The 13510-nt window shown below is 61.5% G+C and carries 14 protein-coding genes and 1 pseudogene; 7 read left to right on the forward strand and 8 right to left on the reverse strand.

Annotated features, from left to right (window positions below):
- The 5 genes and pseudogenes from HJC00_RS25955 to HJC00_RS25975 all read left to right on the forward strand — a co-directional run.
- Positions 1–149, forward strand: a pseudogene (locus tag HJC00_RS25955) (sugar ABC transporter ATP-binding protein); the annotation flags it as partial.
- A gap of 16 nt (positions 150–165) precedes the next feature.
- Positions 166–1704: a GMC oxidoreductase gene (locus tag HJC00_RS25960; protein ID WP_210628218.1), complete on the forward strand. Its 1539-nt coding sequence runs from the start codon at positions 166–168 to the stop codon at positions 1702–1704.
- Positions 1705–1713: 9 nt separating this feature from the next.
- A complete protein-coding gene (locus HJC00_RS25965; RefSeq protein WP_221154887.1) occupies positions 1714–3369 on the forward strand; it encodes a GMC family oxidoreductase in 1656 nt (551 codons plus the stop codon).
- A gap of 12 nt (positions 3370–3381) precedes the next feature.
- The gene (locus HJC00_RS25970) at positions 3382–4551 is read left to right on the forward strand and encodes a Gfo/Idh/MocA family protein (RefSeq protein WP_221164809.1); all 1170 of its coding nucleotides are present in this window, start codon (positions 3382–3384) and stop codon (positions 4549–4551) included.
- 13 nt (positions 4552–4564) lie between these two features.
- Positions 4565–6649 carry an FAD-binding protein gene (locus HJC00_RS25975; protein ID WP_221164810.1) on the forward strand — a complete coding sequence of 695 codons (2085 nt, stop codon included), beginning with the start codon at positions 4565–4567 and terminating at the stop codon, positions 6647–6649.
- 48 nt (positions 6650–6697) lie between these two features.
- Here HJC00_RS25975 and HJC00_RS25980 read toward each other — a convergent pair whose 3' ends face one another.
- The 4 genes from HJC00_RS25980 to HJC00_RS25995 form a co-directional block, all read right to left on the reverse strand.
- The gene (locus HJC00_RS25980; protein WP_259672318.1) at positions 6698–6949 is read right to left on the reverse strand and encodes a hypothetical protein; all 252 of its coding nucleotides are present in this window, start codon (positions 6947–6949) and stop codon (positions 6698–6700) included.
- Between the two features lie 77 nt (positions 6950–7026).
- Positions 7027–7818, reverse strand: coding sequence for an exodeoxyribonuclease III (gene xth / locus HJC00_RS25985; protein WP_221164811.1), 792 nt, complete (start codon positions 7816–7818; stop codon positions 7027–7029).
- Between the two features lie 136 nt (positions 7819–7954).
- The gene (locus HJC00_RS25990; RefSeq protein WP_221164812.1) at positions 7955–8356 is read right to left on the reverse strand and encodes a GFA family protein; all 402 of its coding nucleotides are present in this window, start codon (positions 8354–8356) and stop codon (positions 7955–7957) included.
- A gap of 10 nt (positions 8357–8366) precedes the next feature.
- Entirely contained in the window at positions 8367–8864 is a 498-nt protein-coding gene (locus HJC00_RS25995) for a hypothetical protein (protein ID WP_221164813.1), read from the reverse strand.
- Positions 8865–9157: 293 nt separating this feature from the next.
- Here HJC00_RS25995 and HJC00_RS26000 point away from each other — a divergent pair, with 293 nt between their 5' ends.
- Positions 9158–9694 (forward strand): hypothetical protein, encoded by a 537-nt coding sequence (locus HJC00_RS26000; protein ID WP_221164839.1) that lies wholly within the window; start codon positions 9158–9160, stop codon positions 9692–9694.
- A gap of 48 nt (positions 9695–9742) precedes the next feature.
- On the opposite strand, the gene HJC00_RS26005 is transcribed toward HJC00_RS26000, so the two are convergent.
- The 3 genes from HJC00_RS26005 to HJC00_RS26015 form a co-directional block, all read right to left on the reverse strand.
- Positions 9743–10366, reverse strand: coding sequence for a response regulator transcription factor (locus HJC00_RS26005; RefSeq protein WP_210628209.1), 624 nt, complete (start codon positions 10364–10366; stop codon positions 9743–9745).
- 2 nt (positions 10367–10368) lie between these two features.
- Entirely contained in the window at positions 10369–11757 is a 1389-nt protein-coding gene (locus tag HJC00_RS26010; RefSeq protein WP_210628208.1) for a sensor histidine kinase, read from the reverse strand.
- 64 nt (positions 11758–11821) lie between these two features.
- Positions 11822–11998, reverse strand: coding sequence for a hypothetical protein (locus tag HJC00_RS26015; protein WP_210628207.1), 177 nt, complete (start codon positions 11996–11998; stop codon positions 11822–11824).
- Between the two features lie 156 nt (positions 11999–12154).
- Here HJC00_RS26015 and HJC00_RS26020 point away from each other — a divergent pair, with 156 nt between their 5' ends.
- Positions 12155–13009, forward strand: a complete 855-nt coding sequence (locus HJC00_RS26020; protein WP_221164814.1) for a methyltransferase domain-containing protein — start codon at positions 12155–12157, stop codon at positions 13007–13009.
- Positions 13010–13103: 94 nt separating this feature from the next.
- Here HJC00_RS26020 and HJC00_RS26025 read toward each other — a convergent pair whose 3' ends face one another.
- The gene (locus HJC00_RS26025) at positions 13104–13376 is read right to left on the reverse strand and encodes a hypothetical protein (protein WP_221164815.1); all 273 of its coding nucleotides are present in this window, start codon (positions 13374–13376) and stop codon (positions 13104–13106) included.
- Positions 13377–13510: the final 134 nt, after the last annotated feature.

A 13510-nucleotide genomic window follows, 5' to 3' on the forward strand; every position in this document is an offset into this window, starting at 1 on the left:
CCTTCGCCGTCACCAAGCTCGGCGGCAAGGAAGTGGTCGCCCGACTGCGCGCCGATGCCGGCATCGCACCCGGCCAGCACACACGCCTCGCCTTCAATCTCGACAAGGCTGTGTTCTTCGACCCGGACAGCCAGGCCCGCATCGCGTGATTGGCAAGGTGTTGACATGAGCGGTTCACCAGACATCGTCATCATCGGCTCGGGCGTCGGCGGCGCCACCGTCGCTGCCGGCCTGGCTGTATCTGGTGCGCAGATATTGGTCCTCGAAGCCGGCGAGCATATCGCCGATCTTCCAGTCAATCGCGACCAGCGCGCCATCTTCCAGCGTGGGCATTTCCGGCCGAAGGAAACCTGGTACGAGGCGGACGGCAGGGGCTTCAACCCCGGCAACTATTACAATGTCGGCGGCAATTCGAAATTCTACGGCGCCGTCTTGTCGCGCTATCGCAAGGAAGATTTCGGGGTCATCGAACATCGGGAAGGCGTTTCGCCCGCCTGGCCCTTTCCCTATGAAGAGCTGGAGCCATGGTATTCGCAGGCGGAGCTGATGTATCAGGTTCGCGGCACTCTTGGCGAAGATCCGACCGAACCGCATCACTCGGTTGCCTACGGATTCCCGCCCGTGCCCGACGAGGCGCCGATCGCCGAAGTCAGGGCACGCCTCAAGGCGAAAGGCCTGCATCCGTTTTCGCTGCCGCTCGGTCTGGATCTCCAAGCCTGGCTCTCCAAGGCACGTACGCCCTGGGATGCACATCCGCATTCACGAGACGGCAAGATGGATGCCGAGACCGCAGCCCTCGCGGTGGCGCTGAAACACGAGAACGTGCGGCTTGAGACCAATGCGCGGGTGATACGGCTCGACACAGGGGCGGGGAACCGGATCGACCGGGTCACCTATGTCAAGGACGGACAGACGCTGACCGTCTCGCCCAGGATCGTCATCCTTTCCGCCGGTGCGGTGCAGTCATCCGTGCTTTTGCTGCGTTCGAAAAACGACCGCTTCCCGAGGGGGCTCGCCAATTCTTCCGATCAGGTGGGCCGCAACTTCATGAACCACAACGCCTCGGCTGTGATAGCAGTCTCGCCGCGCTTCAGGAACACCGCCGTCTACCAGAAGACCTTCGCCTTCAACGACTTCTATCTCTCGGACGGGGAGGGCGGACCGCCGCTCGGCAATGTGCAGTTGCTGGGGCGTATTTCCGAAAAGGTCCTTAAGGGCTCTTTGCCGCAGGCGCCGGAATGGCTTCTGCGTTTCATGACGGACCATGCCATCGACTTCTATGCGATGAGCGAGGACGTTCCGAATCCCGAAAGCCGCGTGATGGTCGATGGCGATCGGATCGTCCTCAAATGGCAGAGGACCAACTGGGACGCGCATCTTGCGCTGGTCGCCAAGCTGAAGGCGATCCTGCGGTCGATCGGTTTTCCGATCGTGTTGTCCAGACCCTTCGACAAACGCACGCCGTCCCATCAGTGCGGAACGATCCGCATCGGAAACGACCCGGCAACGGCGCCACTGGATCCATACTGCCGGTCCTACGATCACGGCAATCTTTTCGTCGTCGACGCCGGTTTTCTGCCCACATCGGCTGCGGTCAATCCGGCGCTCACCGTCGCCAGCCAAGCGCTCAGAGTTGCCCATCACATCGCGTCGACAGACTTGCAGACACAGGCAGATCCGTTGGCGCGCGCCGGCTTCAAATAGGACAGTAAAATGGGATTCGACTATATCATCACCGGTGCCGGCCCTGCGGGCTGTGTTCTTGCGAGCCGCCTCAGCGAAGATCCCGATGTCAAGGTACTGCTTCTGGAGGCGGGCGGAGGTGACTGGAATCCTCTTTTCCACATGCCCGCCGGCTTTGCCAAGATGACCAAGGGCGTCGCCAGCTGGGGATGGGAAACCGTTCCCCAGAGGCACATGAAGGGCAGGGTGCTCCGCTATACCCAGGCAAAGATCATCGGCGGCGGCTCGTCGATCAATGCGCAGCTCTACACCCGCGGCAACGCGGCCGATTATGATCTCTGGGCCAGTGAAGATGGCTGCGCGGGCTGGGACTACCGTTCGATCCTGCCCTATTTCAAACGTGCGGAGGACAATCAGCGTTTCGCCGACGATTACCACGCCTATGGCGGTCCGCTGGGTGTCTCGATGCCGGCTGCACCCTTGCCGATCTGCGACGCCTATATCCGCGCGGGACAGGAGCTTGGAATACCCTACAATCACGACTTCAACGGCCGCCAGCAGGCCGGCGTCGGATTTTACCAGCTCACCCAGCGCAATCGCCGCCGGTCGTCGGCGTCGTTTGCCTATCTCTCGCCGATCAGGAACCGGAAGAATCTGACGATCCGCACGGGCGCGCGTGTCGTCCGTATCCTGCTGGAGGCAGGCCGCGCGGTCGGCGTTGAGATCGCCACCGGACACGGCCTGGAGGTCGTGCGCGCTGAACGCGAAGTCCTGGTCTCGTCAGGCGCGATCGGATCGCCGAAGCTCCTGTTGCAGTCCGGCATAGGGCCGGCCGATCATTTGACTGCGGTGGGCGTCAAGCCCCTCCATGATCTGCCTGGCGTTGGCGGCAATCTTCAGGACCATCTCGATCTGTTCGTTATCGCCGAATGCACCGGCGATCACACCTATGACGGCGTCGCGAAGCTGCACCGTACGCTTTGGGCGGGGATACAATATGTCCTGTTCCGCACCGGTCCGGTCGCCTCGTCGCTCTTCGAGACCGGCGGCTTCTGGTATGCCGATCCTAACGCACGGTCTCCCGATATTCAGTTCCACCTCGGCCTGGGTTCCGGCATCGAAGCAGGCGTGGAGCGGCTCAAAAATGCCGGGGTCACGCTCAACTCGGCCTATCTGCATCCGCGCTCGCGAGGGACGGTGCGTCTCTCATCCGCCGATCCCGCTGTGGCTCCTTTGATCGATCCCAATTACTGGTCTGATCCCCATGACAGGAAGATGTCACTGGAGGGGCTCAAGATCGCCCGCGAAATCATGCAGCAGGCGGCGCTGAAACCCTATGTCATGGCCGAAAGGCTGCCGGGACCGAAGGTCATGACCGACGAGCAGCTTTTCGACTATGGCTGCGCCAGTGCCAAGACCGACCATCATCCGGTGGGCACCTGCAAGATGGGAACAGGGCCTGACGCTGTTGTCGGGCTCGATCTCAAGGTGCACGGCCTCGAAGGCCTGAGGGTCTGCGATTCCTCCGTCATGCCGCGCGTGCCGTCCTGCAACACCAACGCGCCGACGATCATGGTCGGCGAAAAGGGATCGGACCTCATCCGGGGCCTGCCTGCGCTGCCGTCGGCGATCTTTGCCTATGAACGCAATGATACCAGGCCGCGGGCCCGCGCCGAAATACGCTAAGGAGTAACGACAATGTCTGTAGTGAAAGTTGCAGTGCTTGGCGCCTCTGGCTGGATGGGGAAGGTCCACACGATGGCCTATCAGACCTTTCCGCATTTCTTCGGCGTGTCGGATGGAACGGCGCGGATCGTTGCGCTTGTCGACAGCAACCCTGACGTAGCGCAGGATATTGGCAACAGGGCGCCGGGGGCCAGGATCTACCAGGATTGGAAGCTGGCGGTTGCCGATCCCGAAGTCGATCTCGTCGATATCTGCCTGCCCGACCATCTGCACTATCCGGTGGCCAAGGCGGCCCTGCTGGCCGGCAAACATGTCTATTGCGAGAAGCCGCTGGCGAATACCGCTAACGAAGCGCTGGAGCTGGCCGAGATCGCCAGAGAAAAGGGTGTCATTACCCGTGTCGGACACGCCTTTCCCCGAAACCCCGTTCATGATCTGGCGAAAGAGATCATCGAATCCGGTGAAATCGGCGAGGTCAAGCTGTTTCGCGGCTGCCAGCACGTCGACATGTATGGGGATCCCACAGCACCGTTCATGTGGCGCGCCGATGGCAAGCTCGCGCCGACCGGGATCGTCGGCGATACCGGTTCGCACATCTTCAGCTTTATGGATTTCCTTGTCGGCCGCGTCAGCTCTCTGATCGCCGACAATCTCATCGTCACCCCGCGCCGGCCGATCGTCGAGGGGCTTGCCTATGGGGAGCAGGTGAAACTGTCGGGCAACGAGGCCTGGGCCGATATCACCAATCCCGACGCGACGAACCTGCTGTGCCGGTTCGAAAACGGCGCCGCCGGCATCGTCGACTTCAGCCGCGTCGCCACCGGCCGCAAATTCATGCAGACCTACGAAGTCTACGGAACGAAAGGCAGCATCGCCTATACCTATGACGAGATAAACCGGTTGCGTTTTTACTCCAACGACGACAGCACGGGACGCCGGGGCTTTCGCGAGATCGACGTCGGGCCTGAGAACCCCACCTTCAGGGCCTTCCTTCCGCTGCCGAATTTCGGCATAGGCTACAATGAAAGCAAGATCATCGAGGTGGCCGAAGTCATAAGATCGATCGTCGCAAACAAGCCGATGTGGCCGACATTCGATACCGGCCACCACATCTGCCAGATTGTCGACGCCTGCATGGAGTCCTCCCGGCAGAGACGCTGGGTGGATATCCCGCTCAATTGATTGTGACGCGCCGATGACCATAGATATTCCGCAGGAAATTCTTGACGCACTGACCGATGTCGATATGCCGCGGCTTCCGCCGGAGCCGCCTGCTTCCGGTCGAGCCCGCCTGGCTGGCATCGACGTACCGATCTACCGAGCCGGCTGCGTCGTGGTCGGATCTGGCGCTGCGGGTTTGCGTGCGGCGGTGGAAATGAAGCGGCGCGGCGTCGATGTCGTCATTATCAGCCAAAGCGCTTGGGGCGGAACCTCGGCCTGCTCTGGCTCCGACAAGCAAACCCTCCACACCGCGAACACGGCCGACCAGGGCGACAATTACCGGGCGATGGCCCGCGCCATCGGCAGCGGCGGCGCGATGGACGAGGACACGGCCTATGTCGAAGCGGTCGGCTCGTCACGGATGATGGCATCGCTGCAGTACTTGGGGCTGCCGCTGCCCCAGGATCCGCTCGGCGGAACGCTGAGATATCAGACCGACCATGACGAGGTCGGCCGCGCCACCAGCTGCGGCCCGCGCACCTCGCGCTTGATGGTCAAGGTGCTGGCGGAGGAGGCGATCCGACTGGGCGTGCCGTTCTACAACCAGACCACCGCGGTCAAGATCCTCATCGAAGGCGAGGGGGCTGAGCGTAACGTCGTCGGCACGCTCGTCATGCGCGCCGGCGACCGTAGGCAGGAAAACCCGCTCGGCATCGCTTTGTTCGTGAGTGACGTGATCGTGCTCGCAGCCGGCGGCCCAGGCGAACTTTATCGCGACAGCGTTTATCCCAACGGCTGCTTCGGCTCCCTCGGACTGGCGCTGGAAGGGGGCGTGGAACTCGTCAACCTGACCGAAAGCCAGTTCGGCATTGGAACGCGCAGGGAGGGATTCCCGTGGAATCTGTCCGGAACATATGTCCAGGCGATTCCGCACATTTATTCGGTCGACGGCGAAGGCGCCGAACACCATTTCCTGGCGGGATATTATCGAAGTACCCAGGAGCTGGCGTCAAACATCTTCCGTAAGGGCTATCAATGGCCGTTCCACGCGACCCGCCTGCTTGATTTCGGCTCGAGCCTGGTCGATCTCGCCATTTACCGTGAGACCGCAGCGGGTCGGCGCGTCTTTATGGATTTCAATCGTAATCCTCTGCCCGTTCCCGGCGACCTGCCATTCAGCCTGGAACGGCTGGACGAGGACGTCCGTCTCTATCTCGGCAAGGCTGGCGCCGATCAGGAAATGCCGATCGATCGGTTGAAGCACATGAACCCGCTCGCGATCGAGCTCTATCGCCGCTACAAGATCGATATTGCCGCAGAGCCGCTGGAGTTCGCGGTCAACAACCAGCACATGAACGGCGGGATCATGGTCGATAGCTGGGGCCGCACCAATCTTAGGGGCTGCTACGCGGTCGGGGAAGCGGCAGGGACACATGGGGTAACAAGGCCCGGTGGAGCGGCGCTGAATGCCGGACAGGTCTTCGGCACCAGGGTGGCCGAACACATCGGCGCCGGCGGCGGGGCGAAGCGGGCTGCCGCAGGACCGGTACCGGAGGCGGCAGAGGCGGGCATCGCCGATCTCCTCTCCGCGCTGCGGACTGAAAGCCCGCTCACCGTCAAAGCGGTCCGCTCGGCGGTGCAGGCGCGCATGAGCGAGAAGGCGGGCATCATCTGCGATCAAAGGAGCGTCCGCCAGGCCTTGGTCGAAGCGCGGGCGCTGAACGCCAAAGTCCGCGCCAACGGCCTCGCCTACGACCGCGCGGCCGAAGCGGTCCGAGGTGTGCAATGGCGGCACATGGCGCTCGCCTCGGAAGCGGTGCTGAGCGCGCTCGACTTCTTCATTGGCAGGGGCGGCGGCAGTCGGGGTGCACGCGCGATCTGCGATGCGGAGGGCGAATTCCTTCCGCAGGCGAGCGCCGGTCCACTGGAGGACTATCGTTTCCGCAAGGAAAGCGAAGCGCATCGCCAGGAGCAGATCGTCGTTAGGCTCGACGGCGATGAGATCAGGCTTTCAACCCGTCCGAACCGCAATTTGGACGAAGGCGCCAGATCCTTTTTCGAACGCGACTGGCCCGCCTGGTTGACGGGCCGCATCTATGATCTGGACGGCGGCGAATGAGGCGATGTTGTAATCGGTTTCGGCGACAATTGATCGCCGGCCCGGATTTCATCGGTATTGAGATAGTTCTTGCTCTCGCCCATAACGATCACTTCCGGTTGGAGAATTGCGGGGCAGGAATGCCGACCCTTCAGGGTCGGAGCCGGGGACGCCGTCGCCCGCCTCGCGGCAGATGCCCATGCTGACGGGAGGCTTGCGCTGGTCGTCGATATTGGCTTCGGGCAACTCGCCGTCCCGAGTATCCTCGTTCAACGATTTCGGTGGAAGCTTGACGGAATCGGGAATGGGCTTCGTGCGCATCGGACAATCTCCTTTGCAGGCAAACTCCGGCAGGCATCGCAGGTTCCCCGATATTCTGCGATCGATGGCATTGCCGCTCACCCGGCTTCAGCTGCGGCAATATCGAGCTCGATCATGACGGGTGCGTGGTCGCTCGTATGCTCCCACCCCCGCGGCTTGCGCCGGACGGTCGCAGATCGAAGCCACGGCGCCACCGTCGGGCTGAGCAGAAAGTGGTCGATCCGAAGCCCCGCGTCGCGCTCAAAACTGTTCCGCCAATATTTCCAGAAGGTGTAGATGCGCTCGTCCGGATGCAGATGCCTGATGGCATCCGTCCAACCCTGGGAGACGAGCCGGGCATAGGCTTTGCGGACTTCGGGCCTGAAAAGCGCATCGTCTCGCCAGCGCTCCGGCTTGTAGACGTCGATCTCCGTCGGCATGACGTTGAAATCGCCGGCAAGGATGGAAGGCACCTCGATTTCGAGCAGTTCGGCGGCATAGGCGTGCAGGCGACGGAACCAGCGAAGCTTGTATTCGAACTTGGCGCTCGGAAAGGGGTTGCCGTTCGGCAGATACAGGCATCCGATCAGCATGCCCTCGATGACGGCTTCGATATACCGGCTGTGGGTGTCATCAGGATCGCCCGGAAGACCGCGCCGTGTCAGGATCGGTGTCGTGTCCTTTGCCAGGATCGCGACACCGTTCCAGGATCGCTGCCCGTGCCAGACCGCGCCGTAGCCGGCCCGTTCGAGCTCTTTTCGCGGAAACCTGGCGTCGTCGGTTTTCAGTTCCTGAAGGCAGGCGACATCGGGACCATCCTCCTTCAGCCAGCGCAGCAGGTTGGTCAGTCGCCCGTTGATCCCGTTGACATTGTAGGTTGCGATTTTCATGAGAGCTCATGCGAAGCGGTGCTGGCAAGATCGGGAAGCTGGCGCAATCTAACAGGTTCACTTGTCGCGCGTCACCGGTCTACTTTAAACGCATGTCAGCGCTGCAAAGCCGCAGCATGATTTTGCGCGGCATGCTTCAGAAGCGCTCCTGAGTTTCCTCCTCCGGTAGTCCGCGCCCGCAGTCGGCCCAGTCAAGCCGGCTCTCCACGCCGTAATGACCTGCCGGGCGAATCCTGTCGGGGCGATCGAGCGAGCCGACCGTCACGCGGATCAGTTCGTCGCCGTCATACTGAAGGAAGAGCGGCGTTCCGCATTTGCCGCAAAAGCCGCGTGTCGCAATGGGTGAGGATCGGTATACGGCAGGGGAAGCTTTTATCCAGACGAGATCTTCAACCTTGGCCTGGACAAGAACCGCGAAAGGACCTCCGGTCGCTTTCTTGCACATGTCGCAATGGCAGTATCCCGAATGCGGCGGATCGCCGGCGAATTCGTAACGGCAGGATCCGCACAGGCAGCCGCCGGTCCATTGGCTCGCCATCGTGGTCCTCTCAGCGCGTCGCGCCGAAGACGAAGGCGATGCCGGCGACGATCGCTGCAGCCGTCAGGGGCTGCCGGCGGATCCGATCCTCGATGTCCTGGACCAAACTCCTAGCTTCCGCCTTTGCCAGACGGGCTGTTCCGGACGCCAGCTCCGAGGCGGACTCCGCCATCCGACCGGCTTCTTTCTGAAGCGCGCGCAGTTCCTCGCGGTCGGCATCGAATCTGTCCGAGGCGCGGGCAATTTGTCCGGTGGAGCGTAGGGCTTGATCGACCAGCGGATAGTCTTGGTCAAGCGCGGTCGGATCAGGCTCCCGCTTCACCCGCTCAGCCGCCTCGACATCGCTGCGACCGGCGGGGATGGAGGTATGAGTGGCGGAAACAGGATCAGACGCGGGAAACGTGTCTTCGATCGCTTTGTCCAGTTCGCCCTTTCGGGACTGTTTTCGCTGCTCTGCCTGCTCTTTTCGCAGGGACTGGACGGCGGGTGAATCATTCGGGTTCGGCATCGCGGTGTCCTCTGTTGCACTTTGATAATCAAAGCGATGACGAGGAAAGAAGTTCCAGAAAAATGCGTCTGCGCCTCATCCAGCAATACCACGGCGACAATGTCGACAATATACGCGCCGAGGCAGTATTTGTGATGACATCGCTTGGGGGCGCATCCACTGCATGCCGGACCAAAGTCCTGCCTTTTCTTAGTACCTAGGTCCGGTTGCATTTAGGCTTCGGAAAAGCGAAAATCCTCAAGGCCTTCCATAAGCGTAGGAACGGCGAAAAACGGATGAACAAGGGAATGGCGTTGACTATCTCGAAACGGGATTTTCTGAGATTGGGCGGCAGCGCGGCTGTCGCCTTGGTGGTTGCCGCATCGCCTGTGACAATCAATCTCGATGGCTCGCTTCGCGTTCTGGCGGTGAAACACGCAGAGGCAAAAGACGGCAGTAACGGGAACGGCAACGGTGGCGGAAGCGGCAACGGCGGAGGGAATGGCAACGGCGGAGGCAGTGGCAACGGGGGAGGCAGTGGCAACGGGGGAGGCAGTGGCAACGGGGGAGGCAGTGGCAATGGGGGCGGAAACGGCGGTTCCGGCAGCAGCGCAGGTGGAAGCTCCAACAGCAACGCCCGATCCTCTTCCTCATCAGCCTCGTCGCCGACAGGATCGAAGGCCAGAGCGACCGAAGGCACCGATGGGTCGATCAACGTTCGCCACGCGAACGGCATCACCGAAAGCCTTCGCAGTGGCCGCTATATCATGAAGGACTCGAAGGGCAGGACGATCATAAGCAGGCAGGCGACGGCTGGCGACGCAAACCGGCTGAGCAATTTCCTTCGCTGAGGCAGAATGCGGAAAACGGCGCCGTAGGGATCGCAGATCGACCAGGCGCTATCGCCGTTCGCGCCATTGCAGGGCCGCTTCGGTCCTGTTCGAAGCGCCGAGCTTGCTCAGGATCTGTGTCATATGGTGCTTCACGGTCTTTTCCTGCAGGTTGAGGCGCAGGCCGATATGCTTGTTTGACAGACCCTGGGCGACGAGATCCATCACCTCGCGCTCCCTTGGCGTCAGACTGTTCTTGTCGGAGTTTCCGTTTTGCAGCGAATTTTCCATCGCCTTCGCCGACATCGTCGGCGAGACATATCGCGATCCGCTGAGGACGGTTTTAATCGCTTCGGCGAGACCGCGGGAGCCGACACCTTTGAGAACGTAGCCCATCGCGCCCTGCTGCAGGGCTCCGAGCAGCGTGTCCACCTCCTCCGACACCGTCAACATCAGCACTTTCGTCGACGGGCTCAGCGCCAGGACATCGCCGATCGCAGCCAATCCGCCGCCGGGCATCGAAACATCGAGAAGCATCACATCGGGGCGGTTGTTCGAGGCGATCATGGCGGCGTCTTCGCTGCTGGCGCCTTCGCCAATGACCACGAAGTCGCTCATCTCCGACAAGCTGCGCGTTACGCCCTCGCGAAAAAGCGGGTGGTCGTCCACGACCCCGACGGTGATTGGTGTCATCTCTAGTCTCCTGCTTCCATAGGCTCGAAGGTCATGGTCACGGTCGTTCCCCCTTCGCCCGTCTCGATATCGAAAGATCCCCCCAGGCTGTCGATGCGTTCGCGCAGCCCCACCAGGCCGAGGCTTGTCGGCCTCACCTCCGTCGGGTCGAAACCATCGCCACGATCACTGACCGCCACACAAACATGACCATTGTGCGACACGGCTTTCACGGTCTGCTGAACGCCACCGCCATGGCGATAGGCGTTGTTCAAGGCTTCCTGAACGAAGCGATAGATACAGATCTTTACGGCAGCGGCGAGTTCGGGTCCATCCTCGTCGATGATCGTTTCGACAACGGTTTCCGTCTTGTGCCGATGCGCTTCGACGACCCGCAGCACGATCTCGGTGATCGACGACTTTTCGATCTGCGGGAGCACCAGGCCACTGCAGATATTGCGGATTTCCGTCATGGCTTCGGCGAGGCTCGAGCGTATCCAGGCAAGTTCTTTTTCCCGTGCTTCGGGTTCGGTGGATGCGTTGATCAATAAGTCGCTGTCCAGCCGCAGCGAAGCATAGGCAATGTGCTGTGCCGGACCGTCGTGAAGATCGGCGCCGATGCTGCGCAGATATGTTTCGTTCAGCGCCGCCACGCGCTGCGAGGCGCGCTGCAGCCGCCGCTGCAGCCCGCGATTTTCCGCCAGCAGCGCAGACAATTCCTTGACCCGTTCCTTGAGATCCCTGCGCTGTGCTTCTATCGTGCGGCTTCCCCGAAACACCAGGGCGGAGAGAACGAGGAAAAAGATCCCTGTGAGAGCGGCGACGGCCCCCCAACTCTGCAGCCTCGCGTGCGCCAGACTGTCGCCGAGGCCTTCTGCCGTCTCGTAGAATTCGAGCACAGCGACCGCCTGGCCGGACCACGGCTGGAGAACCGGATTGTAGATTTCCATCAGCGGCTTGCCGATCGCGCGCTCGGTACCGCTTTCCGGGTCATCGGCAATCTCGTAGCGCGCAACGAGCGAGCCGGCGAATGCCTTCTGCAGCTTGGCGTTCAGGGGAAACTTCTGGCCCACCAGTTCCTTGTTGTTCGAGTAGAGGATGGTGCCGTCGTTTCGCCACAGCCTGAAAGAGACAAGGCGCCTGCCAAGCGCCCCCTGGCCGAGCGTTTCGTCGAGAGCCTGAGCGCTGCCTTCGTCCAGCAGAGATTCCGTTTGCATGTCGGGAAGCAGCGGCGCCACCACACTGTCGACGTAAAGCGCCGTCGCCGCGCCGGAATTATGAATGACGGCTTCCTCGATCAGATGGGTAACAAGAATGCCCACCAGAAACATGGCGGCGACCGAGACCAAACCACCCGCGATGAAAAATTGCGAGGCGAGTGAGCGGGCATTCCAGCGGCGAAGCCAATTCATTTTGATACCGGCATGAGACTTTGCCGACTAACCTACCGCGTCTTTAGAGTTTTTCCAGACGGGATCAGGGCAGATTCCTGGTATCGAAGACCTCTGCGCCTCTGATGCTCTCGGTCAATTGGAGGCTATCGCCTGACATGGCTGCGCCGAAGACATAGAGAAGGCCGGCCAGAACGATGACGAGGGCGATGACGGAGATGTTCCAAGCGTCATTGGCATGGGATCTGTTCCTCTGGGGCATGTGCGGATCTCCTTACGTATCGTTCAAACGACGCGGTCAGGCGGTCGTTCCTCTACGGGGACTTCGGTCGAAGGGGCCTGGGACCAAGGTCCGTCCCCGTGGACAACAGCGGGTTCAGCCATATTTCAGTTCTGATGGAGTTGGGTTTGGAGGCTTATGGTGACAACTTCTGCGAACATCGAAGGCGGCGCAGACGCCGCATTTGTCGCGTCACCCACACCGTTCGGGGCAGGCGTCGCCGACCTTTACCAGGCCCTTCTCGTACCGATTCTTTTCGAGCCCTACGCGTCGGAGATGGCAATCGTCGCCGAACGGTCGAAGCCGGTCAGCGTGCTCGAAGTCGCGGCGGGGACTGGCGCTTTGACCCGCGCTCTGCGGGCGAAGCTCGATCCGACGGCCGAGATCGTTGCCACCGATTTCAGCCAGGCGATGATCGATGTCGGCGCACCATCTCTGACGATGTCGCGAACGCATTGGATGCACGCGGATGCGCAGGATCTGCCGTTCGCCCATTTGATGTTCGATCTCGTCGCGTGCCAGTTCGGTGTGATGTTCTTTCCTGACAAGCCGAAGGCTTATCGCGAGGCGAAGAGAGTGTTGCGGAGCGGAGGCAATTTCCTGTTTTCGACGTGGGATTCGCTTGCTGCCAACGATTTCGCACGATGTGTGGACGAATGTCTGGCAGGCATCTTCCCGCCGGATCCTCCAGATTTCCTGAGGCGCCTGCCATATTCGTATTTCGACCCTGGCTCGATCAAGGCTGAAGTGTCATCGGCGGGCTTCGAGGCCGTTTCCTGCGAACGGCTCGAACTGACCTCTGCCGCGGCCACAGCACATGATGTCGCGACCGCTTTCTGCCGGGGCACGCTGCTCAGCGGAGAAATTGAATCGCGGGCACCGGAGCGCATGTCGGAGATTGTTGATGAGGTGGCCGAGCGGGTGGCGTCCCGCCATGGCGCCCGCCCTTGCGGCAGCATGAGCGCCCTGGTCGTCTCCGGCCGGACCCCTTAACCCCTTCCGGCATCCTCTTGCGCGCGGATAGCCGGTGCCGGGGCTCGTACGGACAACATTGCCCTGCCGCCTGGATTGAACTGACGGTCGCCGATTAGGGGATGAGGCTGTCGTTGGGGTGGGGAGGGGCATGGATCGCGCCGATGACGTGCTGTTCGATCTCGACACAGGTTTCGTCATATTCCCGCACCAGCTTCAAATTGAACCGTCGTCTTCTAAGCCGATCACGCGCTTTGACTGCCATCTGATAGGCCTCGAAAAGCTCGAGCTGCCACGGGTCCCGTGCCTGCATGATCAGCGTCCGCATTTGCGGCAGACGCATGGCCAGGCGCCTGCGTCCAGCTTCCCGGCGGTTGGATCGTGTCATCTCCTTCGGCCTCCTGCCCAAGCCGGCGATGCGATGGCATTCGGCTCGAGAATAGCGCCGCCAACGAATATTGAAATCCAGACCAAGGGCCGGGATGCCTCAGACCGAGGTCCGGGGCGTGGAACGACCTCGTT

It is taken from the genome of Rhizobium sp. NLR22b, assembly GCF_019685295.1.
Taxonomy (GTDB): Bacteria; Pseudomonadota; Alphaproteobacteria; order Rhizobiales; family Rhizobiaceae; genus Rhizobium.